The sequence below is a fragment of the Mesorhizobium sp. genome, from assembly GCF_005063415.1.
GTDB lineage: Bacteria > Pseudomonadota > Alphaproteobacteria > Rhizobiales > Rhizobiaceae > Mesorhizobium.
The window spans coordinates 6,511-30,406 of sequence record NZ_SUEG01000065.1 but is presented as its reverse complement, the minus strand read 5'-3'; the positions used below and the strand labels follow the sequence as shown (position 1 = coordinate 30,406).

The 23,896-nt window shown below is 62.2% G+C and carries 28 protein-coding genes; 19 read left to right on the top strand and 9 right to left on the bottom strand.

The genetic code is table 11. The features are described 5' to 3' along the window. Positions 1–385: LacI family DNA-binding transcriptional regulator (locus E5W70_RS18075; protein WP_292660370.1), on the bottom strand; the 385-nt coding region annotated here is incomplete at its 3' end. Positions 386–520: 135 nt separating this feature from the next. On the opposite strand from E5W70_RS18075, the gene E5W70_RS18070 reads away from it, so the two are divergent. The 3 genes from E5W70_RS18070 to E5W70_RS18060 are packed head-to-tail and all read left to right on the top strand — an operon-like array spanning position 521 to position 3,239. Then, entirely contained in the window at positions 521–1,651 is a 1,131-nt protein-coding gene (locus E5W70_RS18070) for a fatty acid desaturase family protein (RefSeq protein WP_292660377.1), read from the top strand. 41 nt (positions 1,652–1,692) lie between these two features. Beyond that, positions 1,693–2,010: a MocE family 2Fe-2S type ferredoxin gene (locus E5W70_RS18065; protein ID WP_292660368.1), complete on the top strand. Its 318-nt coding sequence runs from the start codon at positions 1,693–1,695 to the stop codon at positions 2,008–2,010. After that, on the top strand, positions 2,010–3,239 hold the full coding sequence (locus E5W70_RS18060) for an FAD-dependent oxidoreductase (protein ID WP_292660366.1): 1,230 nt from the start codon (positions 2,010–2,012) through the stop codon (positions 3,237–3,239). The genes E5W70_RS18065 and E5W70_RS18060 overlap by 1 nt, the downstream gene beginning before the upstream one ends. A 34-nt stretch (positions 3,240–3,273) precedes the next feature. Here E5W70_RS18060 and E5W70_RS18055 read toward each other — a convergent pair whose 3' ends face one another. The 5 genes from E5W70_RS18055 to hslV form a co-directional block, all read right to left on the bottom strand. Further along, on the bottom strand, positions 3,274–4,233 hold the full coding sequence (locus E5W70_RS18055; protein ID WP_292660364.1) for a DUF1402 family protein: 960 nt from the start codon (positions 4,231–4,233) through the stop codon (positions 3,274–3,276). Between the two features lie 182 nt (positions 4,234–4,415). After that, positions 4,416–5,729, bottom strand: a complete 1,314-nt coding sequence (gene hslU, locus E5W70_RS18050) for an ATP-dependent protease ATPase subunit HslU (protein WP_292660361.1) — start codon at positions 5,727–5,729, stop codon at positions 4,416–4,418. Positions 5,730–5,733: 4 nt separating this feature from the next. After that, on the bottom strand, positions 5,734–6,330 hold the full coding sequence (locus tag E5W70_RS18045; protein ID WP_254815925.1) for a DUF2585 domain-containing protein: 597 nt from the start codon (positions 6,328–6,330) through the stop codon (positions 5,734–5,736). A 4-nt stretch (positions 6,331–6,334) separates the two neighbouring features. After that, entirely contained in the window at positions 6,335–6,892 is a 558-nt protein-coding gene (locus tag E5W70_RS18040) for a GNAT family N-acetyltransferase (RefSeq protein ID WP_292660358.1), read from the bottom strand. Then, positions 6,882–7,433 (bottom strand): ATP-dependent protease subunit HslV, encoded by a 552-nt coding sequence (hslV, locus tag E5W70_RS18035; RefSeq protein ID WP_292660356.1) that lies wholly within the window; start codon positions 7,431–7,433, stop codon positions 6,882–6,884. Before hslV ends, E5W70_RS18040 begins: the two co-directional genes overlap by 11 nt. 225 nt (positions 7,434–7,658) lie before the next feature. Here hslV and hisB point away from each other — a divergent pair, with 225 nt between their 5' ends. The 14 genes from hisB to E5W70_RS17965 all read left to right on the top strand — a co-directional run bounded on the left by hisB (position 7,659) and on the right by E5W70_RS17965 (position 18,924). Beyond that, on the top strand, positions 7,659–8,258 hold the full coding sequence (gene hisB, locus E5W70_RS18030) for an imidazoleglycerol-phosphate dehydratase HisB (RefSeq protein ID WP_292660353.1): 600 nt from the start codon (positions 7,659–7,661) through the stop codon (positions 8,256–8,258). Positions 8,259–8,262: 4 nt separating this feature from the next. After that, positions 8,263–8,736 (top strand): DUF2628 domain-containing protein, encoded by a 474-nt coding sequence (locus E5W70_RS18025; RefSeq protein WP_292660351.1) that lies wholly within the window; start codon positions 8,263–8,265, stop codon positions 8,734–8,736. A gap of 1 nt (position 8,737) precedes the next feature. Next, complete coding sequence (gene hisH / locus E5W70_RS18020) at positions 8,738–9,388, top strand: imidazole glycerol phosphate synthase subunit HisH (protein ID WP_292660348.1); 651 nt, start codon at positions 8,738–8,740, stop codon at positions 9,386–9,388. A gap of 3 nt (positions 9,389–9,391) precedes the next feature. Continuing rightward, the gene (locus tag E5W70_RS18015) at positions 9,392–9,682 is read left to right on the top strand and encodes a DUF1330 domain-containing protein (RefSeq protein WP_292660345.1); all 291 of its coding nucleotides are present in this window, start codon (positions 9,392–9,394) and stop codon (positions 9,680–9,682) included. A 2-nt stretch (positions 9,683–9,684) separates the two neighbouring features. Next, on the top strand, positions 9,685–10,434 hold the full coding sequence (gene hisA / locus E5W70_RS18010) for a 1-(5-phosphoribosyl)-5-[(5-phosphoribosylamino)methylideneamino]imidazole-4-carboxamide isomerase (RefSeq protein WP_292660342.1): 750 nt from the start codon (positions 9,685–9,687) through the stop codon (positions 10,432–10,434). Further along, the gene (locus tag E5W70_RS18005) at positions 10,431–11,267 is read left to right on the top strand and encodes an arginase family protein (RefSeq protein ID WP_292660339.1); all 837 of its coding nucleotides are present in this window, start codon (positions 10,431–10,433) and stop codon (positions 11,265–11,267) included. Before hisA ends, E5W70_RS18005 begins: the two co-directional genes overlap by 4 nt. Further along, positions 11,264–12,058, top strand: coding sequence for an imidazole glycerol phosphate synthase subunit HisF (gene hisF / locus E5W70_RS18000; protein WP_292660373.1), 795 nt, complete (start codon positions 11,264–11,266; stop codon positions 12,056–12,058). Before E5W70_RS18005 ends, hisF begins: the two co-directional genes overlap by 4 nt. A 36-nt stretch (positions 12,059–12,094) precedes the next feature. Further along, complete coding sequence (locus E5W70_RS17995) at positions 12,095–12,421, top strand: phosphoribosyl-ATP diphosphatase (RefSeq protein WP_292660336.1); 327 nt, start codon at positions 12,095–12,097, stop codon at positions 12,419–12,421. An 18-nt stretch (positions 12,422–12,439) separates the two neighbouring features. Next, positions 12,440–13,399, top strand: a complete 960-nt coding sequence (gene coaA, locus E5W70_RS17990) for a type I pantothenate kinase (protein ID WP_292660333.1) — start codon at positions 12,440–12,442, stop codon at positions 13,397–13,399. 76 nt (positions 13,400–13,475) lie between these two features. Further along, positions 13,476–14,483 (top strand): glycosyltransferase family 2 protein, encoded by a 1,008-nt coding sequence (locus E5W70_RS17985; RefSeq protein WP_292660331.1) that lies wholly within the window; start codon positions 13,476–13,478, stop codon positions 14,481–14,483. Beyond that, on the top strand, positions 14,483–15,253 hold the full coding sequence (locus tag E5W70_RS17980; protein WP_292660328.1) for a class I SAM-dependent methyltransferase: 771 nt from the start codon (positions 14,483–14,485) through the stop codon (positions 15,251–15,253). Before E5W70_RS17985 ends, E5W70_RS17980 begins: the two co-directional genes overlap by 1 nt. 7 nt (positions 15,254–15,260) lie before the next feature. Next, positions 15,261–15,656 (top strand): GtrA family protein, encoded by a 396-nt coding sequence (locus tag E5W70_RS17975; RefSeq protein ID WP_292660325.1) that lies wholly within the window; start codon positions 15,261–15,263, stop codon positions 15,654–15,656. 91 nt (positions 15,657–15,747) lie between these two features. After that, the gene (locus tag E5W70_RS17970; protein WP_292660323.1) at positions 15,748–17,220 is read left to right on the top strand and encodes a hypothetical protein; all 1,473 of its coding nucleotides are present in this window, start codon (positions 15,748–15,750) and stop codon (positions 17,218–17,220) included. A 90-nt stretch (positions 17,221–17,310) separates the two neighbouring features. Continuing rightward, positions 17,311–18,924: a hypothetical protein gene (locus E5W70_RS17965; protein WP_292660321.1), complete on the top strand. Its 1,614-nt coding sequence runs from the start codon at positions 17,311–17,313 to the stop codon at positions 18,922–18,924. On the opposite strand, the gene E5W70_RS17960 is transcribed toward E5W70_RS17965, so the two are convergent. The 3 genes from E5W70_RS17960 to E5W70_RS17950 form a co-directional block, all read right to left on the bottom strand. Continuing rightward, positions 18,887–19,504 (bottom strand): alpha-ketoglutarate-dependent dioxygenase AlkB, encoded by a 618-nt coding sequence (locus E5W70_RS17960; protein WP_292660318.1) that lies wholly within the window; start codon positions 19,502–19,504, stop codon positions 18,887–18,889. The genes E5W70_RS17965 and E5W70_RS17960 overlap by 38 nt on opposite strands. A 131-nt stretch (positions 19,505–19,635) precedes the next feature. Continuing rightward, a complete protein-coding gene (gene arfB, locus E5W70_RS17955) occupies positions 19,636–20,073 on the bottom strand; it encodes an alternative ribosome rescue aminoacyl-tRNA hydrolase ArfB (RefSeq protein WP_292660315.1) in 438 nt (145 codons plus the stop codon). A 79-nt stretch (positions 20,074–20,152) separates the two neighbouring features. Then, positions 20,153–21,763, bottom strand: coding sequence for a phosphoenolpyruvate carboxykinase (locus tag E5W70_RS17950; RefSeq protein WP_292660313.1), 1,611 nt, complete (start codon positions 21,761–21,763; stop codon positions 20,153–20,155). Positions 21,764–22,105: 342 nt separating this feature from the next. Between E5W70_RS17950 and E5W70_RS17945 the strand changes: the two genes are divergently transcribed. Together E5W70_RS17945 and E5W70_RS17940 are read left to right on the top strand one after the other, a co-directional pair. Then, positions 22,106–22,807, top strand: coding sequence for a response regulator transcription factor (locus tag E5W70_RS17945; RefSeq protein WP_023677547.1), 702 nt, complete (start codon positions 22,106–22,108; stop codon positions 22,805–22,807). Positions 22,808–22,950: 143 nt separating this feature from the next. Beyond that, a partial coding sequence (locus E5W70_RS17940) for a stimulus-sensing domain-containing protein (RefSeq protein WP_292660308.1) occupies positions 22,951–23,896 on the top strand: 946 nt, incomplete at its 3' end.

Below are 23,896 nucleotides of genomic sequence, written 5' to 3'. Positions count from 1 at the left end.
GGGCGACGGCCCTGGATTTGGCGGCCAGCTTGCGCATCCGCTCGACGATCTCGTCCGGCGCCAGCGAAGCGGCGAAGTCGATGGTGGCCACGCCACGAAAGCGCGGCGACTGCGACACCGCCAGTTCAAGCTCGCGGGCAAATTCACTGTAGAAGACGTCCTCCCGCCTCAACAACAGGAACCCGAGCCGGTATTCGGGCAATTCATGGCGCATCCGCTGCTTGATCAATCCGGCTGCGTGATAGCCGATGCTGGTCGCGGCTTCATAGACGCGGCGCGCGGTTTCCTCGCGCACCGGCAAGCGGTTGTTCAGCACCCGGTCGACGGTGGCAACGCTGACCCCCGAAATGCGTGCCAGGTCGGTGATCGTCGGCCGTTTCGCCATCGCTGCCTCGCTCTACTGTCTGGCCCCTTTTACACCATTCTGATGGAAAATGATAGAAACTATCTTTGTGATATTGAGCCTATCAGGGCTCGGCGTTATTTTGAACGCTGACCGAATATGATCGAGGCCTCCGCCATGGTGGATATTGGACTCCGAACCGGGAATACGAGCTCCGCAGCAGCGTCCCGACGCGACTACAGCCTGATCGGCCGCGACGCGAAGCTTGCCGTCGAGAGCGGGCTGGCGGCGGCCGAGTGGTATCACACCGACGTGCCGCGCAAGCAGATGAAGGAGCTGATGCAGCGCTCCGACGGCCCGGCAATCCGCGATACCATCATCTGGCTCGGCGCCATGATCCTCAGCGGCGCCGGCGCCGCCTGGTTCTGGGGCAGTTGGTGGTGTGTGCCGTTCTTCTTCGTCTACGGCGTCCTCTACGGTTCCTCCACCGATTCACGCTGGCACGAATGCGGCCACGGCACCGCTTTCAGGACGCAGTGGATGAACGACGTGGTCTATCAGGTCGCCTGCTTCATGATCATGCGCAACCCGGTGACCTGGCGCTGGAGCCACACGCGCCACCATACCGATACCATCATCGTCGGCCGCGATCCGGAGATCTCGGTCATGCGGCCGCCCGATCTGCTGCGGGTCGTTCTCAACTTCGTCGGTATTCTCGATGCCTGGTATGCGATGAGCGACATGCTGCGCAATGCAGCCGGCATCATCAGCCCGGCCGAAGGAACCTTCATTCCCGAGCAAGAGCGGCCGAAGGCAATCCGCATTGCCCGCATCTGGACGGCGATCTATGCCGCGACCGTCGCGCTGGCGGTTTATACCGGCTCGTTCCTGCCGCTGATGCTGGTCGGTCTGCCCAGGCTTTACGGTGCCTGGCATCATGTCATGGTCGGCCTGCTGCAGCATGGCGGCCTGGCTGAAAACGTCACCGATCACCGGCTCAACAGCCGCACCGTCTACATGAACCCGATAAGCCGCTTCATCTATTGGAACATGAACTACCACGTCGAACATCACATGTTTCCCATGGTGCCCTATCATGCGCTGCCCAGGCTGCATGAACTGATCAAGCACGATCTGCCGGCGCCGACGGCGTCCATCCTGGCCGGCTACCGCGAGATGATACCGGCTTTCCTGCGCCAGCTGCGCAATGAGGATTATTTCATCAAGCGCGAACTGCCGCCGACGGCGAGGCCCTATCGCGAGGACTTCCACAACGATAACGCTGCCGCTGCTGTGGCTGCCGAATGACAAGCCCATGCCGAGGGCGCCAAGAATTGGGGGAGGTGTAAATGAGCAACTGGGTCGAGGCCTGTGACGCCGGGGACATCGACGAAGAGGACGTGATGCGCTTCGACCATGGCGGCCGCACCTTCGCCGTCTACCGCAGCCCCGACGACGAGTATTTCGCCACCGACGGGCTTTGCACGCATGAGAAGGTGCATCTGGCCGACGGGCTGGTGATGGACGATATCATCGAATGCCCGAAGCATAATGGCCGCTTCAATTACAAGACTGGGGCTGCCAGGGGCGCGCCGGTCTGCGTCGATCTAAGAACTTATCCGGTCAAAGTCGACGCCGGCAAAGTCCTTGTCCGGATCGGTTGGTGATGACGAAGGGAATGGTCATCATCGGCGCCGGCGAATGCGGCGGGCGCGCCGCCCTTGCGCTGCGCGAACTCGGCTATGATGGCCCGGTGACGCTGGTCGGCGACGAGCCGCATCTTCCCTATGAGCGGCCGCCGCTGTCGAAAGACGCGATGGTCGCCGACGCGCCCCTGCTCAAGGCGATCGCCAGTGAGGCGGTCCTGGCCGAAAGATCGATCAGGCATATCCATTCGCTTCAGGCTGTGGCGATCGACCGCGCGGCGCATGTCGTGCGCCTCTCGGATGGTTCCGTCCCGACCTACGACAAGCTCCTGCTGGCGACCGGTTCGGTGCCGCGCAAGCTGCCGATGCCGGGCCTTGACGGGCGCTGCGTCTATCTGCGGACCTTCAACGACGCGCTGGCCATTCGCGCCCATCTCAGCGCCGGAAATCGCATCGCCATCATTGGCGGCGGCTTCATCGGGCTTGAGCTTGCCGCGGCGGCACGCAGACTGGGTGCGGCGGTCACAGTTATCGAGGCGCAGCCGCGCATTCTGATGCGCGGCGTGCCGGCCGAGATCGCCGAGATCATCCATCAGGCGCATGAAGCCGAAGGCGTCAAAATCCTGTGCGGCGAGGGCATCGCCGCCATTGCCGATAATGGCGCCGAAGTGCGCATCGCGCTTGCCGGTGGACACGACATCGTCGCCGATCTTGCCGTGATCGGCATCGGCGCCATTCCGGTGACCGGACTTGCCGCGGAGGCGGGGCTGATCATCGACAATGGCATCGCGGTCGACGCCGAGCTTCGCACCAGCGACCCGGACATCTTTGCCGCCGGCGATTGCTGTTCGTTTCCGCTCGCCATCTATGGCGGCCGGCGCGTGCGGCTCGAAGCTTGGCGCAATGCGCAGGAGCAGGGCGCGCTCGCCGCAAGGAACATGCTTGGCGCCGGCGAGGCTCATGCGGCGGTGCCGTGGTTCTGGTCGGATCAGTACGGCCTGACCTTGCAGATCGCCGGCCTGTCGGACGAAGGCCGCAGCATTGTGCGTCGCGAGCTCGGCGACGGCGCCTTCATCCTGTTCCACCTCGCCGAGGACGGCAGGCTGGTTGCGGCGAGCGGCATCGGCCCCGGCAACGCGGTCGCGCGCGACGTAAGGCTGGCCGAGATGCTGATTGCAAAGCAGGCAAAGCCGGCGCCGGAAGCGCTAGGCTCGCAGACCGTGAAGTTAAAGTCGCTGCTGGCGGCTTGATCCGCCGCGTGGATAATTGGCCGAACGCGTTCGGCTAAAACAGCGCTTCCAGCTCCGGCAGCTTGTCGTTGACCAGCCAGCCATAGTAATTTTCCTCAGGCAGCTTTTCCGGCTCGCCCGCAGCGCGGCGCTTGTCGTTCTCAGCCTTCAGCGCATAGGCACGCTGTTCGGGGTTGCCGACATTGTAGAGCGTCGACGTGATGCCGGGATTGCCTGAGATGTCGAAGCCGGCAATGTTCTTATAGGCGTCGATCGACTTCCGGATCGTCGCCGCGACATAAGGCAGTGTCAGGTCAGGGTCCATGATTGTCTTGTAGACCGCGTTCGGGTCGCCGACGTCGAGCTCCGGCAGGCCGGAAACCTTGTGCACGAGGTCGCTCATCTGCAGTGCCGTCAGCGGATTGAGCTGGCCAAGGCCAAAGGTCTGCCCGGCATAATAGGGCTGGAAGAAAGTGGCGCCGAAGCGGTCGTTGGGAAAGCTCTCGCCGTTGACGGTTTTGCCGCGGAACGACCGGTTCCACACCTGTTCGCGGCACTCCCACAGATCGTAGCTGTCGGACTTCCCTTCGCATTTCGCAAATTGCGGCCGTCGCACGAAATCGGTGATGTCCTCGCCATCATAGGCAAAGGAGAGCTTGCTCGACAGATACGAGATCGCCTTGACGTAATAGGTCTGCAGCCGGTCATAGGCATCGACATTGTAGGTATGCTCGCCGACGACGGCTCCAACGATATGCATTGGGTCGATGCCATAGGCCGCGGCTGCCTGCTTGATCTTGCCGCGCAGTTCGGCATCGTTCTGGAGCAGCGCAAAGACTTTTCGGTATTTCGCCTGGAACGTGGTGTTGGTCGCCTGGGTGCGCCGGCTCGATGCGCCCGGTATGTCGGGCTGCTCGGTGTTGCGGTTGCCCGGCGGCACCATCGTTGCCGCTTGCGCGGCGAACATGGCTGCCGCCAGCGTCAGCCCCAAAATGACGAGGATCAGTTTTTTCATGCGCCGCCGCCCAAATAATCGCCGGCAAACTAGGTAATGCTCCACCGGGAGTCGAGAGACGCCTGCACCCGACGGGACGAAAGCTTGCCGGATGCTTCCATTTGGCCACACATTGGAATGCCGGACCAAATTAGGCGGAGGCCGGGAGCAATTCCCCGGCCTCTTCGAGAATGAAGCGTCTCCTACAGGATGAAACGCGACAAGTCCGTGTTTCTGGAGAGGTCGCCGACATGCTTCTCGACATAGGCGGCATCGATGGTCACCGCAGTGCCGTTACGGTCCGGCGCGTCATAGGAGATGTCGTCAAGCACCCGTTCCATCACCGTCTGCAGCCGCCTGGCGCCAATGTTCTCGACGCTGGCGTTGAGGTCCACGGCGATGCCGGCCAACGAATCGATCGCGTCGTCGGTGAAGACCAGGTCGACGCCTTCGGTCTTCATCAGCGCGATATACTGCTTGATCAGGCTGGCTTCGGTCTCGGTGAGGATGCGGACGAAATCATCCTTCTCCAGCGCCCGCAGTTCGACGCGGATCGGCAGGCGGCCCTGCAATTCCGGCAGCAGGTCGGAGGGCTTGGCGACGTGGAACGCGCCCGAGGCGATGAACAGGATGTGGTCGGTCTTCACCGGTCCGTATTTGGTCGCAACCGTGGTGCCTTCGACCAGCGGCAGCAGGTCGCGCTGCACGCCTTCACGCGAAACACCGGCACCGATGCCGCCTTCGCGCGAGGCGATTTTGTCGATCTCGTCAAGAAAGACGATGCCGTCATTCTCGGTCGATTCGAGTGCCCTGCGCACCACTTCGTCCTGATCGAGCAGCTTGTCGGACTCGTCGCCGATCAACAGCCCGTAGGACTCCTTGACCGTCGTCTTGCGCAACTTGGTCTTCTTGCCGCCCATCGCCTTCGACAGCATGTCGTTGATATTGAGCACGCCGATATTGGCGCCCGGCATGCCGGGGATCTCGAAGCCGGGCATGCCGCCATTGCCGGTATCGGCCACTTCGATCTCGATCTCCTTGTTGTCGAGTTCGCCGTCGCGCAGCTTCTTGCGGAAACTGTCGCGGGTGGCCGGGCTTGCCGTCTTGCCGACGAGGGCTTCGAGCACCCTTTCCTCGGCGTTGATGTGGGCACGCGCCTTGACGTCCTCGCGCATCTTCTCGCGCACCAGCCCGATGGCGATCTCGACCAGATCGCGGATGATCTGCTCGACATCGCGGCCGACATAGCCGACCTCCGTAAACTTAGTGGCTTCGACCTTGACGAAAGGCGCACCGGCAAGGCGTGCCAGGCGGCGCGATATCTCGGTCTTGCCGACACCGGTCGGGCCGATCATCAGGATGTTCTTCGGCATCACCTCTTCGCGCATCTGGCCCTCGAGCTGCTGGCGGCGCCAGCGGTTGCGCAAGGCAATCGCCACGGCGCGCTTGGCGTCTTTCTGGCCGATGATGAAGCGGTCGAGTTCCGAAACGATTTCGCGGGGAGAGAAGGTGCTCATGTCACTAAATTCCACTTTGCCACTGCCGAATGGACTCGAACGGATGCAGCAGCATGATCACGTTGAGTGTCAGATTGTCCCGGATGAGATAGCCGACACCGAATTCGAAGATGAGGGCGAGGGTTACGATCACCCATATAGGAAGCCTTCGCGCCATGACAAACCCCAGCACCATGGCCAGCGTGTCCGACACCGAATTGATGATGCTGTCGCCATAATAGTCGAGCGAGATCGTGCCGGCGCGATAGCGATCGATGATGAAAGGGCTGTTCTCGAGCAGCTCCCAGCCGCCCTCTATCACCACCGCAAAGGCCAGCCTGAGCCCGATCGGCGAGCGCGGGAAAAGGAACCACGCCAGCGCATAGAACAGGAAGCCGTGAATGATGTGCGAGAAGCTGTACCAGTCGGAAATGTGCTGGGAATTCTCGGAGCTCTGCACGATGCCGTGCCACAGCTTGACGTAGCCGCAGGTACAAATCGGCGTCCGCCCCATGCCGTAGAGGACCCCGGCCTGGAAGATGACCAGGCCGAGAACCAGCAGAAGCCCCATTCGCCAGCTGTCTTCGTAGGCCGAGACGGTTTTGTCGCTGGAAACGCTCATGCTGCTATTGCCCCTCTTCTGTGTCACCCTGTTCGGCATCACCCTGTTCGGCGTCACCCTCTGGGGCATCAATCGCCATCAGCACGGCATCGCCATATTCCGACTTCCTGCGATCGATAGCCCTGAAACCGGCCTTTTCATAGGCACGGATAGCCCGTGCATTGGCCGGGTCCGGGTCGATGATGACGCGCGGCGCACCTTCCTCGAAAAGCTGCTCGACGAACTGCCGGACGATCGCCGAGCCGTGGCCGATCCCGACAAGCTCCGGCACGCCGATCGACAGATCGATGCCGAGCGTGCCGAACGGCTGGTCGCTATAGGGATGGCCGTCCTCCATATGGGGATCGTAGCTCTGCAAATAGCCGAAGGGCTTTCCGTCGAGCTCGATAATCAGCGGCTCGACCGAAATGCTGTCGATATGTTCGCGGATCTCCGCGATCTCGGTCTCTGGATCGTTCCACCATTCGGCGACATGCGGCTCGGCAAGCCAGCCGGCGATCATCGGCAGGTCCCTCTCGGTCACCGGCCGAAAACCATAGCGGAGGCTCCGCTCAGGCGGCATCGAGGGTTTCGACGACGAAGCTGTTGTTGGTGTAGACGCAAATGTCTGACGCGATCTGCATCGCCTTGCGGGCGATCTCCTCTGCGCCCTTGTCGCTATCCATCAGCGCGCGTGCTGCGGCCAGCGCGTAATTGCCGCCCGAGCCGATGGCCATGACGCCAAATTCGGGCTCCAGCACGTCGCCGGTGCCGGTCAGCGCCAGCGACACGGACTTGTCGGCGACCAGCATCATCGCTTCCAGCCGCCGCAAATAGCGGTCGGTGCGCCAGTCCTTGGCGAGCTCCACGCAGGCGCGTGTCAGCTGATCGGGATATTGTTCGAGCTTGGCTTCGAGCCGCTCGAGCAGAGTGAAGGCATCGGCGGTGGCGCCGGCGAAACCGGCGATGACGTTGCCGCCCTTGCCGATGCGGCGCACCTTCTTGGCGTTGCCTTTCATGATGGTCTGGCCGAGGCTGACCTGGCCGTCGCCGGCGATCACCACTTTGCCGCCCTTGCGCACGGTCAGGATGGTCGTGGCATGCATGGTCAGTTCATTCGACATTTTCTGCTCCGATAAGCACCGATCCCATCAAGGCGATCGGCGCGTTACGAGTGACTTGATCGGCCATATGTATGCATAGGCCGGACGATTGCAAACCGGCCATCCGCCGGGCCGGACTGTGCTCCGCAGCGGTAACTGGCAATCGCCGGATCATGCTGCTAGAAGGCTTTCGTTTTCAGGCATGCGAACGCCTGAATCGTGCAAATCTGAGACAAGGATGAGGTCATGGCGCCCCGTTCCGCCGAGATAAGCCGCAAGACCAGGGAAACCGACATCTCGGTGTCGGTTCAGGTCGACGGCTCGGGCAAATCCGACATTTCGACGGGCGTCGGCTTCTTCGACCATATGCTGGACCAGTTGTCGCGCCATTCGCTGATCGACATGGCCGTGAAGGCCAAGGGCGACCTGCACATAGACGACCACCACACGGTCGAGGATACGGGCATCGCGCTCGGCCAGGCGCTGGCCAAGGCATTGGGCGAGCGGCGCGGCATCATGCGCTACGCCTCGATCGATCTTGCCATGGACGAGACACTGACGCGGGCGGCAATCGATGTCTCCGGCCGGCCTTTTCTGGTCTGGAATGTTTCATTCTCGTCGCCGAAGATCGGTACGTTCGACACCGAGCTGGTGCGCGAATTTTTCCACGCATTGGCGCAGAATGCCGGCATCACGCTGCATGTCACCAATCATTACGGCGCCAACAACCACCACATCGCCGAGACCTGCTTCAAGGCCGTAGCGCGTTTGTTGCGTTCGGCACTTGAGCGCGACCCGCGCCAGCCGGATGCGGTTCCCTCCACCAAGGGATCCCTGAAAGGGTAACGCCATGGCCATCTATGTCGTGATGGAGCCGCCAGGCCGCAGCGAAAGCGTGGACGCCACCTTTGTGCGCGATGGCTTTGCCTGGCTCGGCTTCCTGGTACCCCCGCTGTGGCTGGCCTGGCACCGGCTGTGGGTCGAGGCGGCATTGGCCTTTGTCGCCATGGGGCTGCTGTCGATGCTGGGCGAAAGGCTGGGCCAGGAAACAGCCGGCTCGCTTTTATCCCTACTTGTCATGCTCTTTGTCGGACTGGAAGGGCAGGGCTTGCGGATCGCAGCCCTGCGCCGTCGCGGCTGGCATGAATGGGGCGTGGTCGAGGCCGACAGGCTCGACGACGCCGACGTCCGCTATGCATTGGAAGCCGATGCCCAGTCGGATGAACAACCGACGGTGCAGCGCATCGTCCCAGACGCAGCACATGCCCGGCCGGCGCAGATGGGCCTGGCGCTGGGGCTGAACCATATTCCGGGAAAGCCCTGAGATGCGGGTCGCGATCATCGACTACGGGTCGGGCAATCTGCGCTCGGCCGCCAAGGCCTTCGAGCGCGCCGCGCATGAAGCCGGCATTGCCGCCGCGATCGAACTTACCGCCGATGCCGAGCGGGTCAGGACCGCCGACCGCATCGTCCTGCCAGGCGTCGGTGCCTATGCCGATTGCGCCGCTGGGCTGCGTGCGGTCGCCGGCATGTGGGAAGCGGTCGAGGAGGTGGCGATCGCCAAGGCTCGGCCGTTCCTCGGTATCTGCGTCGGCATGCAGCTGATGTCGGAGCGAGGCCTGGAAAAGACCGTCACAAAGGGCTTTGGCTGGATCGCCGGCGACGTCAAGGAGATCACGCCGGCCGATCCGACACTGAAGATCCCGCAGATCGGCTGGAACACGATTGACCTGAAGCGCAAGCATCCGCTGTTTTCCGGCATTGCGACGGGCGGCAAGGGACTGCACGCCTATTTCGTCCACTCCTACCATCTCGATGCACGGAAGGAGGATGAGGTGCTGGCGGTTGCCGACTATGGCGGCCCGGTAACGGCCGCTGTCGCCCGCGACAACCTGGCCGGAACGCAATTCCACCCCGAGAAGAGCCAGGCGCTGGGCTTGGCGCTGATCACCAATTTCCTAGGCTGGAGGCCCTGAACCATGAGCAAGAAGGGCTATTGGATGGCAATGGTCGATGTCCACGATCCCGAGATCTACAAGCAGTACATCGGGGCCAATGCCGCGGCTTTCGCGAAATACGGCGCGAAGTTCCCGGTGCGCGCCGGGCGGTATACCAGCCCGGAAGGACCGACAGGCAATCGCCACGTGCTGGTGGAATTCGAATCCTATGAAAAGGCGATGGAATGCTACGGCTCGCCTGAATACCAGGAGGCCTTGAAGTACAGGCTCGCCGGCTCGACCGGCCACTTTGTCATCGTCGAAGGCGCCTGAAGGTGTTTCTGTTTCCGGCGATAGACCTCAAGGACGGCAAATGCGTGCGCCTCAGGCATGGCGACATGGCGACCGCGACGATCTACAATGACGATCCGGCGGCTCAGGCGCGCGCCTTCGAAGAGCAGGGCTTCGAATGGCTGCACGTCGTCGACCTCAACGGCGCCTTCAAGGGCCAGAGCGTCAACAGCGCGGCGGTCGGCGCCATCCTCAAGGCGACGAACAATCCGGTGCAGCTCGGCGGCGGCATCCGCACCCTGGCGCAAATCGAGGACTGGCTCGACCGTGGGCTGGCCCGCGTCATTCTTGGCACGGTGGCGGTGCGTGATCCGGATCTGGTCAGGCAGGCGTGCAAGGCGTTCCCGGGCAAGATCGCCGTCGGCATCGACGCCAAGGGCGGCAAGGTCGCGGTCGAAGGCTGGGCCGAGGCCTCGAGTCTCGGCGTCATCGAACTGGCGAGGAAATTCGAAGGCGCCGGCGTTGCTGCCATCATCTACACCGACATCGACCGCGACGGGGTGCTGACCGGCATCAACTGGGACGCAACCATCGACCTCGCCGAGGCGGTTTCGATCCCGGTCATCGCCTCGGGCGGGCTCGCCTCGATCGCCGACATCGTGCGCATGACCATGCCCGATGCGCAGAAGCTCGAAGGCGCGATCTCCGGCCGCGCGCTCTACGACGGCCGCATCGATCCGGCCGAGGCACTGGCGATCCTGCGCGGCAAGCCGATGGCAGGGGCGTCATCATGAAAGTCTCGATTATCCTCGCCCCCTATGACAGTGGGCGCTATCATGAAGGGTGTGGCCAGGGGCCGGACGCCATCATCGGCGGTGGGGTCGTCGAAGCCCTGACCGTGGCTGGCCATGACGTCGCCGTCGAAGATATCGGCAAGGTCGGAGACGAGCAGGGGCGCGAAATCGCAACCGGCTTTGCCGTCTGCAACGCCGTCGCGACCAAGGTTAGCCTCGCCCGCGATGGAGGACGCTTCCCCATTATCCTTGCTGGAAATTGCCTGACCGCCGCCGGTGCGGTTGCCGGTGAAGCCGCGGATTCGATAATCTGGATCGATCAGCACGGCGATCTCAACACGCCGGAGACGTCGGCCTACGGCTTTCTCGACGGCATGGCGCTGGCGGCGACGCTCGGGCTCTGCTGGCGTCCGATGGCGGCAGCGATTCCGGGGTTCCGGCCGATAGACCCGGCGCGCTGCATGCTGGTCGATGCCCGCGACCTCGATCCCGACGAAAAGCGCCTGCTGGAAACCTTGCCGATCGTGCGCATCGAATGTGCCGGTGCACTCGATAGAGTCGGAAAGCTCACAGCGGCAGGGGCCGTCCAGGCACATCTGCATCTGGACCTGGATGTTCTAGATCCGGATGTGTTGCAGGTGAACCGCTACGCGCATCCGGGCGGCCCGAGCCCGGAACAGCTACGGCAGCTTGCCTGCGGACTGGCCAGGTCAATCCCGATCGTCGGCGTGACGCTCTCGGCCTACGACCCGGCCTTTGATTCCCAGGCCGAGGTTCCGCCCGTCGTCGGCCAGCTGCTTGTCGATTGTCTTGCGGAGATCGAGAGGATCTGATGCTGAAAGCCCGCGTCATCCCCTGTCTCGACGTCAAGAACGGCCGCGTCGTCAAGGGCGTCAATTTCGTCGATCTGGTCGATGCCGGCGATCCCGTCGAAGCGGCAAAAGCCTATGATGCGGCCGGCGCCGACGAGCTCTGCTTTCTCGACATCACCGCCTCGTCGGAAAACCGCGAGACCATTTTCGATGTCATCGCCCGCACCGCCGAACAATGTTTCATGCCGCTGACCGTTGGCGGTGGCGTCCGTCAGGTCGCCGACATCAGGAAGCTGCTTTTGGCCGGCGCCGACAAGGTGTCGATCAACACAGCGGCGGTGAAGACCCCAGATTTTGTCGCCGAGGCTGCCGACAAATTCGGCAACCAGTGCATCGTCGTCGCCATCGATGCCAAGAAAGTGTCCGCTGCGAGCGAGGCTGATCGCTGGGAGATATTCACCCATGGCGGCCGCGAGAAGACCGGCGTCGATGCCGTCGAGTTCGCTCGGCGAGTGGTCGATCTCGGCGCCGGCGAGATCCTGCTGACATCGATGGACCGCGACGGCACCAAGGCCGGTTACGACATAGCCCTAACCCGCGCGGTCGCCGACGCCGTACGCGTGCCGGTTATCGCTTCCGGCGGCGTCGGCACGCTCGACCACCTGGTCGAAGGCATTCGCGATGGCCATGCCGGCGCGGTGCTGGCGGCGTCGATCTTCCATTTCGGCACCTACAGCATCGCCGAGGCCAAGCTGCATATGGCTCAGGCCGGACTGCCGATGCGGCTGGACTCGCCGGGTAATCGGTCCTAGAGCCTTTCCGGCTAAGAAGAGGCTGTAAACGCCGTCATGACTGAGTTCTCGCTCTCCGATCTGGAGAAGATCATTGGCGAACGCGCACGCTCCGGCGATCCGGATTCGTGGACGGCCAAGCTCTTTCAGCGCGGCATGAGCAAGGCAGCGCAGAAACTCGGCGAAGAGGCGGTCGAAACGGTGATCGCAGCCGTCAGCGCCGATAGGGCCGCGCTTGTTTCGGAAAGCGCCGATCTCATTTATCATTGGCTTGTCGTTCTTGGCGTAGCGGGCATTCCGCTGAGCGATGTGCTCAACGAGCTTGAACGCCGCACCGGTCGTTCGGGCATCGCCGAAAAGGCGTCTCGGCTGGACCGGGGCTGATCGCTGCGGAGGAACTCGATGGACCAGCTCGCTCCTACCGAGAAGTATTCACCCTATCGTTTCTTCTCGGCCGAGCAATGGTCGCGGTTCCGCGCCGATACGCCGATGACGCTGACCGCAGACGAGATCCATCGTCTGCGGTCGCTGAACGATCCGGTCGATCTCCACGAGGTCGAGCGCATTTACCTTTCGATGTCACGGCTGTTGTCGGCCCATGTCGAAGCCAGTCAACTCCTGTTCAGGCAACGCCAGGTCTTCTTCAACGCGCTGGACGTGGCCAAGACACCGTTCATCATCGGCATTGCCGGTTCCGTGGCGGTCGGCAAATCGACCACGGCGCGCGTCCTAAAGGAGCTGCTGGCGCGCTGGCCGTCGAGTCCCAAGGTCGACCTGGTCACCACCGACGGTTTCCTGTTGCCGAACGAAGTACTGCGCCGCAACAATCTGATGGAGCGCAAGGGCTTTCCCGACAGCTACGACGTCGGCGCGCTGCTGCGCTTCCTGTCCGGCATCAAATCGGCGCAGCGTAACGTCCTCGCGCCAGTCTATTCGCACCTGACCTATGACGTCATTCCGGGCGAGTTCCAGACCATTGACCGGCCGGACATCCTGATTTTCGAAGGCATCAATGTCCTGCAGCCGGGCAAGCTGCCGAAGGACGGCAAGATCGTGCCTTTCCTGTCGGATTTCTTCGATTTCGCCATCTATATCGATGCCGAGGAGGTGCTGATCCATCACTGGTATATCGCCCGCTTCATGCGGCTGCGCGAAACCGCCTTCCGCGACCCGGCTTCCTTCTTCCATCGCTATTCGCAACTTTCCGAGGATGCGGCCCGCGCCATCGCCGAGGGCCTGTGGACCAACATCAATCTGAAGAATTTACGCGAGAATATATTGCCGACCCGCGCCCGAGCCGATCTCATCCTGCGCAAGGGCGCCAACCATCTGGTCGAGGAAGTGGCGCTCCGAAAACTTTGAAATCCTGAGGCATTCCTTAAAGTCATCTTAACCCAGTCTTCCTATTGTCGGGCTTGATCTGCGGGCTCGGCAAACAATGAATGCGCCATTCCTAAATATTGATCGGCCGGCAGCTGGCCGCGCCGCACATCCGGGCAGCGGCGCCGCAACGATTGCCCTGATCGTGCCGGTCCACAATGAGGAAGGCGCAATTGCTCCATTCCTGAAGGCCGTGTGTGAAAGCACTGCTCCGCTGAAGGACAAAGGCGTTGCCCTCGAGTTCATCTTCGTCAACGACGGCAGCAGCGATACGACGCTCGAAAAGCTGATCGAAGCCCAACAATCCGATCCACGCATCCAGGTAATCGACCTTTCACGCAATTTCGGCAAGGAAGCCGCGATGACCGCGGGTCTCGACAGCTGCGATGCCGATGCAGCGATCCCGATGGATGTCGATTTGCAGGATCCGCCGCATGTCATTCCGCTGCTTGTGGAAAAGTGGCGCGAGGGTTTTGAGGTTGTTCTGGCCAAGCGAGCCAATCGGGCGAGCGACAGCTTTCTCAAGCAGCGCTCCGCCTCAATGTTCTACCGCGTTCACAATTGGATCGCGCAGCAGAAGATCCCGCACGATGTCGGCGACTTTCGTTTGATCGACCGCCAGGTCATCCAGGCGCTGCGGTCTTTGCCCGAACGCCGTCGTTTCATGAAGGGCCTGTTCGCCTGGGTCGGGTTCCGCACCGCAAGCGTCGAATATGTCCGCGATCAGCGCATCGCCGGCCAGTCGAAATTCTCCGGCTGGAAGCTGTGGAACTTCGCGCTCGAAGGCATTACCAGCTTCTCCACCGCTCCGCTTGAAATCTGGACCTATGTCGGCGCGACGATTTCCGCGCTGTCGTTCCTCTACGGCCTGCTGATCGTCGCCAAGACAATGATCTTTGGCGTTGATGTGCCCGGCTACGCCTCGCTGCTGGTCAGTGTTCTTTTCCTTGGCGGCATCCAGTTACTCGGCATCGGCATCATCGGACAATACCTCGGCAGGGTCTACGCCGAGATCAAGCAGCGTCCGATCTACATCGTGCGCCGCAAATATGAGGGAATGAGCTGATGGAGCTCGACGCCTACCGACAAATGGCCGCCACCGAAGACGAGCATTGGTGGTTCTGCGGGCGTCGCGCCATCGCAGAGGCGGTCATTCGCAGCATCGACCTGCCCGAAAAGGCGCGCATCGTCGAGATCGGCGCCGGCACCGGCGGCAACATCCGGATGCTGGAGCAGTTCGGCACCGTGACGGCAGTCGAGATGAGCGATCTCGCACGCAGGATTGCCTGGGAAAAGACCGGCCGCGACTTCCTTGCCGGACATCTGCCGGACAACATTCCTGTCACGCCGCAAAGCTGCGACCTGGTTTGCCTGTTCGACGTGCTGGAACATGTCGCCGAAGACGAGGCGTCGCTTGCCGCGATCCGCCAGATGCTGAAACCAGCCGGCAGCGTCATCCTTACGGTGCCCGCACACCAATGGTTGTGGAGCACGCATGATGTGGGGCTGCATCATATGCGGCGCTATTCTCGCAATCTGCTGCGTGAACGAATTGAAAGGGCTGGTTTCAGGATCGACCGGCTGAGCTACACAAATGCCGCGCTCTTTCCTGTAGCGGCACTGGCACGGCTGGTGGATAGGTTGCGCACGTCGGCCTTGCCAGCCGGCCATGCAACGCCGCCGAAACCACTGAATGCGGCGATGAAGGCAGTGTTTTCGGCGGAAGGCCGCATCATACCAAATGCAAGCCTGCCCTTCGGTGTTTCGCTGCTGGCGGTATTCCGCAAGGACGACGCCGTCGAAACCGGTCGCCTCGACGAGAAATTGGCAGCTTGACCGCGTCATGGGCACCGGCTCGTATCGTCGACTATCGCGCTTTGCGCTGATTGGCATTGCGTCGACGCTGATCTACGCCGTTTGCGCTTTCCTGCTGTCGCGTGGACAGGCAACGGCGACCCTGCCGGCGGCGCTCACATCGTTTGCGGCCTACGCCGTCGCCGCGCTGTTCTCCTACACCGGGCATAAATATTTCACCTTCACCTCGGGCGGCAGCCACGCGATGGAACTGCCCCGCTTCCTCCTGCTCACTGCTTCCGGCCTCGCCGTCGCGATCGCCCTGCCGGGGCTTTTGACCCAGATGCTCGGCGTCCCCGCCGCAGTCCCGATCCTGCTTACCTGCATTGCCGTGCCGGTCATCAACTATGTCGTCCTCGGGCGCTGGGTGTTTCGTGGTCTCTAGCGCGCGATCCCTCAGTGAACTGCTCCCCGGCGCCAACCGTTTCTCGCCGTTTGTGGACGTAGCGGGTGCTCCGCTGCTGCTGGCCTGCCTGGTGGTCACATACGCCGTCTGGCTATCCACCGTTGCAATTCCGACCAATGTCGACGTGTCATGGCTTCTGGTCGTCTGCGACCGCCTGCTTGGCGGAGAGCGGCTCAACACCGACATCGGGGAGACCAACCCACCTTTCTCGATCTGGCTCTACATGCCGTTCATGCTCCTGGAAAAGCTCACCGGCATCCGTACGGAATTCTGGCTGACGCTTGGCGTCGTTTGCCTGAGCCTGGCCAGTCTTTTCGTTTCCGTCCGCATTCTCGCGCGCGATGAACCGGTCTACCGGCAGCCCCATGCGCTCTGGACAGCAACGGCGGCCCTGTTTTCGATCCTCTGTTTCATGCCGGATCAATTCGGCCAACGCGAGCACTTCGCGTTGATTGCCATTCTGCCTTGGGTGGCGTTGCAATGCACACGTCAGCGGACCCCGGATTTCAGCGCGGGCTCGCGCCTGGAGCACATGGTTGCGGGCTTCGGCGCGGCGGTCGGGGTCATGGTCAAGCCGCCCTATTTTGCGCTGGCCTTCATGTTGCCGTCACTCTGTCTTGCGGTTGAAAGGCGGTCGCTGAAACCGCTCTTCGTCGTGGAGAACGTGCTTGGCGCTGCGATCGTAGCCGCCTATGTCGCGTCCATCGCGCTCTTCGACCGCGCTTATGTCAGCGAAGTCCTGCCCTTGGTCAGAGAGGTCTATCTTCCGTTGAGGGCCTCTGCCGCCGATATGCTGGCAAACTGGCCAAAAGTGGTGCTGCTTCTGGCCGCCGCCACCGTGCTTGTGGCCGGCGGCCTGAGACAGACGAGCTGGGACGTCAGGATTCCGCTTCTGACCGCACTGGGGTTCATTCCGGCCTTCATCATCATGGGCAAGGGTTGGCCCAATCACGCCCTGCCGATGGTCGTTGTTGCAGCACTTGCATTTGGCATCCAGCTTGTGCGGTTCGGCACATTCCGCAGTGCAGGCTTCGTTCGTAAGGCCGCCCTGATCTTCGGTTGCGTGCTGGTGCTGCAAATAGCGGTCAGGGCACAGTACGCGGCGCTGACGACGGACGACGGCCCGATCGCCCGGTCTGTCGCCGCGATCCGCTCGACAGTCGAAGCCCCGACCATCATGTCGATTGCCGACCAGATGCAGGTTGCCCATCCCCTCGCTAGGCTGGTCGACGGCAGGTTCATATCACGCCATCCGAGCGCCTGGGCGGTCGCCAACGCGGACACGCTCGCCCGCGTCACCGGCGATCTCGAACCGAGACGGGAACTTGAAAGCATCCGCGATCGGGTGATCGGCGAAAACGCCGCCGAGATATCAGCGAAGAAGCCCGATATCGTGCTGTCAGGCTCGCCCGCGTGGACTGCCCTGATGCTGCAGGACAAGCGGATCGCGGCCGCCTTGGCCGACTATCGTCTGCTGCACGCCGAGCCGGAAATCACTGTCTATCTGCGTTACACGGCGCCCGCGCCGCTCCAAACCGATTGAGCAGAGGCTTCCAGAAACTATGGCACGGCTGGATCCAATCGCTCCGCTCGACGACATATGGCTCCGGCTCGAGAGCGTCGGTGCAACATCATGAGCGTCTCGAACGACATTGGCGGCTTGAGCCGGTGGCGCGGCCGGGATATCGCAGCGTCGTTGCTTCCTAGCCGCAATGTCCTGGCCATTGCCGCCGTCACGGTCTTCTCGATCGTCTGGCAGCAACGTTGGGGAACTGTTACCGACACCAGCTGGCTGATCACGGTCTGCGAGCGCATGCTGTCCGGTGAGCGGCTTTACTCGCAAATCTACGAGACCAATCCTCCATTCAGCGTCTGGCTCTATCTGCCGCCAGTGGCTGCGGCCAGATTGCTGGGCACCGCCCCGGAAATCCTGGTTGAGGCCTGGACTTATCTTGCCGTGCTCATCGGACTTTCGCTCTCGGGCGTGATCGTCAAGCGCGCGGGTTTCACCGAAACTGCATCGCTGTTTGCACTGGGGCCGGCGTTTTGCGCAATGTTGGTGATCTTCCCCGGCAACGCCTTCAGCGAGCGGGAGCATATCGGCACGACGCTTTTCATGCCGCTGCTTGCGCTTCATGCCTGGCGCGCGCGCAGAGACGCAGCTGCCCAACCAAGCATCGGGCTTGCCTTACTCGCCGGCCTGTCGGGCAGCATTCTGCTGCTGGTCAAGCCCTACTATGCGATCATGGTGTTGGCGCCGGCGTTGGTCGTTGCAGTGCGCCGGCGCAGTCTGAAACCGATCTTCGCCCCGGAACACTGGGTTATTGGCGCCATCTGCATTGTCTATCTCAGCACCGTCACGCTCATCCATCCGGAGTTCCTGCGCGACGTCTATCCCCTCTTGGCGGATGTTTATGGAAAGATCGGCATCTTTTGGCCGATTGTGACCGGCTACGGTTTCCCATGGTGTTTCCTTGTCTTCCTGATCTGGTGGCTGTGGCCTGCCGGGCGGTTTCCAGAGCTTGCGGCGGTGGCGTTGGCGGCATCGATCGCCGGCATGTTTCCCCTGTTCTACCAAGCCAAAGGCTATTCTTATCATGCCTATCCCGCGATCTTTTGCGCCGTGGCGGCCATTTTCTGCCTGCTGGCGGTGCCCAGGATCGTGCAGCAGCCGTCGAAGCTGTTGGCGTTCGTGACGGCTCCTTCGCGAGCTTGGGCCCTGGCGGCGGTGGCAATCGCTTTCTTGCCGTACTGGAGCACCCAGAAACCAGGGCCGGCGCTGGTTGCCGCCATTCGCGCCGCCACCGATCGACCGACCGTGGCGTTGGTCAGTTCGGATATTTCTTCGGGACATCCCTTGAACCGTATGATCGATGGGCAATTCGTTTCGACCCACGTCAGCGATTGGCTTGGAGCGTTCGCACTTTCCCTGTCCCGGCAGGCAGCCCTCTCGGGTGACACCGCCGAAGCCATCCATTATCAAGCCATCATGGTACGCTACGTCGAAAGCAAACGCGAAGAGTTCGCGCGTCTGCGCCCGGATGTCGTCGTCTTCAAGAAAAACAACACAATGTGGACAAGCCAACTGATGGGGCGTTTTGGCTTTGACGCCATCCTGGCGCACTACCGCATTCTCGTCGAGGACGAGTCCGAGCGCATCTATCTGCGCGACGATTATGTCCGCCCGGGCGATCGGCCACCCGAACAGCCTATTTCGGCATCGTCGCCCGTCGCAGCGTCAGATTGATGCGGCCGCCACTCCTGAGCAATGCCGAGGTCGACGGGTAGATACGGTCGACGCCGTGAAAGCAGAGCCGGCCTTCGCCGCCAAGCACGACGACGTCGCCGCTCTTCAGCCTGAACGATTTGGTGGCGCCGTAGCGCGTCGTCTGGCCGACCCGGAACAGGCAATCGTCGCCGAGCGACACCGAGACGACGGGCGCGGAGAAATCGCTCTCGTCGCGGTCCTGGTGAAGACCCATCTTGGCATCCTGCGAATAGAAATTGACCAGGCAGGCCTCCGGCGGGTGCGCATAGGCAGATACGTCCCGCCACAGTTCGAGCAGCATCTCCGGGATCGGCGGCCAAGGCCTTCCGGTCACCGGGTGGATCGGCTGGTAGCGATAGCCATGCTCCTTGTCGGTGACCCAGCCCAGCGGGCCGCAATTTGTCATGCGCACGCTCATCTCCTTGCCGGTACGCGGCATCGCCGGCACGAACAGCGGGGCCTCCTGCACGACCTGCCTGATATCTTCCACCAGCACTTCCTGCATGGCGCGCGACAGGTAGCCGGGCATATGGCGGACGCCTTTGGGCAGTACGAGCATCGCGTCGCTTGATCCGTTGGTCTGGAGAAATCAGAATGCCATCGTCAAATGAAAACGGCGACCCGAAAGCCGCCTCCGACGCTGGCTGCGCGCTTTAACCGGCGATCTGGGATCCGAAGCCGCTTCGGCTGTCACTCATCCCCGACCCGGCCGCGCAGTTTCTTGATCGAGCCGCGCCCGGCCTTGCTCTTGAGCCGTCTTTCGACCGCGCCTTTGGACGGCCTGGTCTTCTTGCGCGGCGGTGGTGGTGGTTCGGCGGCCTTGGCGACCAGTGCCGTCAGCCGCGCCCGGGCGTCCGCCCGGTTCTGCTCCTGGGTGCGGAAGCGTCCGGCTTCGATGACGATGACGCCGTCCTTGGTGGCGCGCTGGCCGGCAAGCTTGATGGTCCGTTCGCGCACCCGCTCCGACAGGCCTGGAGCATTGGCGGCATCGAAGCGCAATTGCACTGCCGTCGCCACCTTGTTGACGTTCTGGCCGCCCGGGCCCGACGAACGGATGAAGTCCTCGTGCAGGTCGCCCGGATTAATCACCGCATCGTCGGTAATGATGATCTTGTCGTCGGCGTTCATGCCGCACTCATGGCGCGGCAGGCGAAAAAAGAAAAGGCCCGATCGAAGCCGGGCCTTGAAGCATCACCAGGGGCGACAGCTATTCCGCGGCCACCTGCATGCGTGGTGCAGCGCCGAGCACGGTGGCGTCGACATGGGCTTCGAACTTTTCGAAATTGTCGACGAACATGCCGACCAGCCTTGCCGCCTGCCGGTCGTAGGCGGGTTTGTCGATCCAGGTCGATCTCGGGTCGAGAATCGCGCGGTCGACGCCGGCAACCGTCACCGGTACGTCAAAACCGAAATTGGCGTCGGTCCGGAAGTCGGCCGCTTTCAGCGAGCCGTCGAGCGCTGCCGCAAGCAGCGCCCGCGTTGCCTTGATCGGCATCCGCTTGCCCGTGCCGTAGGCGCCGCCGGTCCAGCCGGTATTGACCAGCCAGCAATCGACACCGTGGCGTGCGATGAGCTCGCGTAGCAGATTGCCGTATTCCGACGGATGCCGCGGCATGAACGGTGCGCCGAAGCATGTCGAAAATGTCGCTTCGGGTTCGGTAACGCCCTTCTCGGTCCCCGCCACCTTGGCGGTATAGCCGGAGAGGAAATGGTACATAGCCTGCGCCGGGGTCAGCCGCGCGATCGGCGGCATCACACCGAATGCGTCGGCGGTCAGCATGATGATGTTTTTCGGGTGGCTGGCGCGCCCCGTCTTGCTGGCGTTGGGGATGAAGTGGAGCGGGTAGGCGCAGCGCGTGTTTTCGGTCAGCCCGCCGTCGTCGAAATCTGGCACGCGACCGGCGTCGAGCGCCACATTCTCCAGCACCGTGCCGAAGCGCTGGGTGGTGGAGAAGATCTCCGGCTCGGCTTCGGCCGAAAGCTTGATCGTCTTGGCATAGCAGCCGCCTTCGAAATTGAAGATGCCGTGCGGTCCCCAGCCATGCTCGTCGTCGCCGACCAGCGTGCGCGACGGGTCGGCCGACAACGTCGTCTTGCCGGTCCCGGAAAGGCCGAAGAAAACGGCCGCGTCGCCCGCGGGCCCTTCGTTGGCCGAGCAATGCATCGGCATCACGCCTTTTGCCGGCAGCAGATAGTTGAGCACGGTGAACACCGACTTCTTCATCTCGCCGGCGTAGGAGGTACCGCCAATCAACACGATCATGCGCGAAAGATCGACGGCAATCACCGTTTCGCCGCGCGTGCCGTGGCGGGCGGGATCGGCGCGGAACGACGGCAGGTCGATGATCGTCAAATCGGGCATGAAATGCTCGAGTTCGGCGGCTGCCGGTCGGATGAGCAGATTGCGGATGAACAAGGAGTGCCAGGCAAGCTCCGTGATCACCCTGGTTGGCAGCTTCAGCTCCTCGTCGGCACCGCCGACCAGGTCCTGCACATAAAGGTCCTTTTCAGCCGCATGGGCGCGAAAATCGGCAAGCAGCGTATCGAACTGTCCTGGCGAAATCGCCTTGTTGTTGTCCCACCATACATGCGGCGCCGTGCTTTCGTCGCGCACCACGAATTTGTCCCTGGGCGAGCGGCCAGTGTGCTGCCCGGTCTCGGCGGCAAGCGCGCCATGCGCGGTGAGTCGGGCCTCGCCACGGCGGATTGCCTCTTCGTAGAGCGCGGCCGCGCCGAAATTATAGCGCACCACGCCCGTGGTTCTCAGGCCGATCCGATCGATCGCGCATGCAGGATTGCGTTTGCCGGCTTCCGACATGGGTGTCCCTTCTTCGATTTACCGCGTCTTTACCGGCGAATTCCGGAACTCCCATTGCAGGAGCTAAAAACGTCAAAACCAGAAAAGGCGAATGATATCAAATCATTAATCGATTTAAATATTTTGAAAGTTGTTTAAATCGTTTATATGTGCAAAAACACTGATGGTTGCCCAAAGGATTGGTGATGTTCATTCGTCCAATCCATGTCGAGGTACAATTGTGGCCGCCGGCATGCCGCGCGTGACAGCGGATAGAGCCTATGCCACATTTTGTACCTAATTTGTCCTGCAAAAGCCCCTTCTCGACGAAAGAAGGGACAGCTCATGAGGGAGCCGCTTGAAATGGCAACAATCGCGCTTGTCGACGACGATCGCAACATTCTGACTTCGGTTTCGATCGCTCTCGAATCCGAGGGTTATCGGGTCGAAACCTACACGGATGGGGCGTCGGCGCTGGAGGGACTGGCGGCGCGCCCGCCGAACCTCGCCATCCTCGACATCAAGATGCCGCGCATGGACGGCATGGAGCTGCTGCGCCGGATGCGCCAGAAATCCGACCTGCCGGTAATCTTCCTGACCTCCAAGGACGATGAGATCGATGAACTGTTCGGCCTCAAGATGGGCGCCGACGACTTCATCCGCAAACCCTTCTCGCAGCGTCTTCTGGTCGAACGCGTCCGCGCCGTGCTGCGCCGCGCCAGCACCCGCGAGGCGGCGGCCAAGGCGCCCAACCAGCAGGCTCGGTCGCTTGAGCGCGGCCAGCTTGTCATGGACCAGGAGCGCCACACCTGCACCTGGAAGGGCGAGCCGGTGACGCTTACCGTCACCGAGTTCCTCATCCTGCATTCCCTGGCCCAGCGCCCGGGCGTCGTAAAAAGCCGTGATGCGCTGATGGATTCGGCTTATGATGAGCAGGTCTATGTCGATGACCGCACCATCGACAGTCACATCAAGCGGCTGCGCAAAAAGTTCAAGGCCGTCGATGATGACTTCGAAATGATCGAAACCCTTTACGGAGTCGGGTATCGGTTCCGCGAAGCATGAGTTAATGCATGTCGCCCAAAAGTGGTCCCGGTTTTTGGGACAACGACATGCATCAAAACGCTAATGCATGTCGCCCAAAAGTGGTCCCGGTTTTGGGGCAACGACATGCATCAAACTAAAGACTAAGCGGGAGCTGCTATTCGATGGCAGTGGAAGTAGAGCGAGTGAGACGGTCGGGCGCCGCCAGGCGCCCGCCGCGGATTCTGCCCGCCTTCGTATCGAAAATTACGGTGCCGATGCGCCGGTTTCTCGGCCATCACATCTTTTCCAGCCTGACGCGGCGCATCCTCTTTCTCAATCTTGCCGGCCTTGCGGTCCTGGTCACCGGCATTCTCTATCTCAACACCTTTCGCGACGGGCTGATCGACGCCCGTGTCGAGAGCTTGATGACTCAAGGCGAGATCATCGCCGGCGCGATCGCCGCCTCGGCGACGGTCGAGACCGATTCGATCAGCATCGATCCGGAGAAGCTGCTCGAGTTGCAGGCCGGCGAAAGCCTGGGCCCCGGCTCCGACCAGCTCGACAATCTGGATTTTCCGATCAATCCGGAGCGCGTGGCGCCGGTGCTCAGGCGATTGATCTCGCCGACGCGCACACGCGCCCGCATTTACGACCGCGACGCCAACCTGCTGCTCGATTCCCGCCATCTCTATTCGCGCGGCCAGATCCTTCGCTACGACCTGCCGCCGGTCGAAGAGGAGCAGCCGGACCTGCTGGAGCGCATCCAGAAATTCGTCTTTGATTTCTTCCGCAACAAGCAGCTGCCGGTCTATCGCGAGCAGCCGGGCGGCAACGGCGCTGCGTTTCCGGAAGTGGTCAAGGCGCTTACCGGCAGTCCGTCGACGATCGTACGGATCTCGGAGCAGGGCGAGCAGATCGTTTCAGTGGCGGTGCCGATCCAGCGCTTCCGTGCCGTTCTCGGCGTGCTAATGCTGTCGACCGAAGGCGGCGACATCGACAAGATCGTCGCGGCCGAACGCAAGGCGATCCTGCGCGTGTTCGGCATTGCCGCCCTTGTTACCGCCATCCTGTCGATGCTGCTGGCCTCCACCATAGCCAACCCGCTGCGCCGGCTTTCGGCGGGGGCGG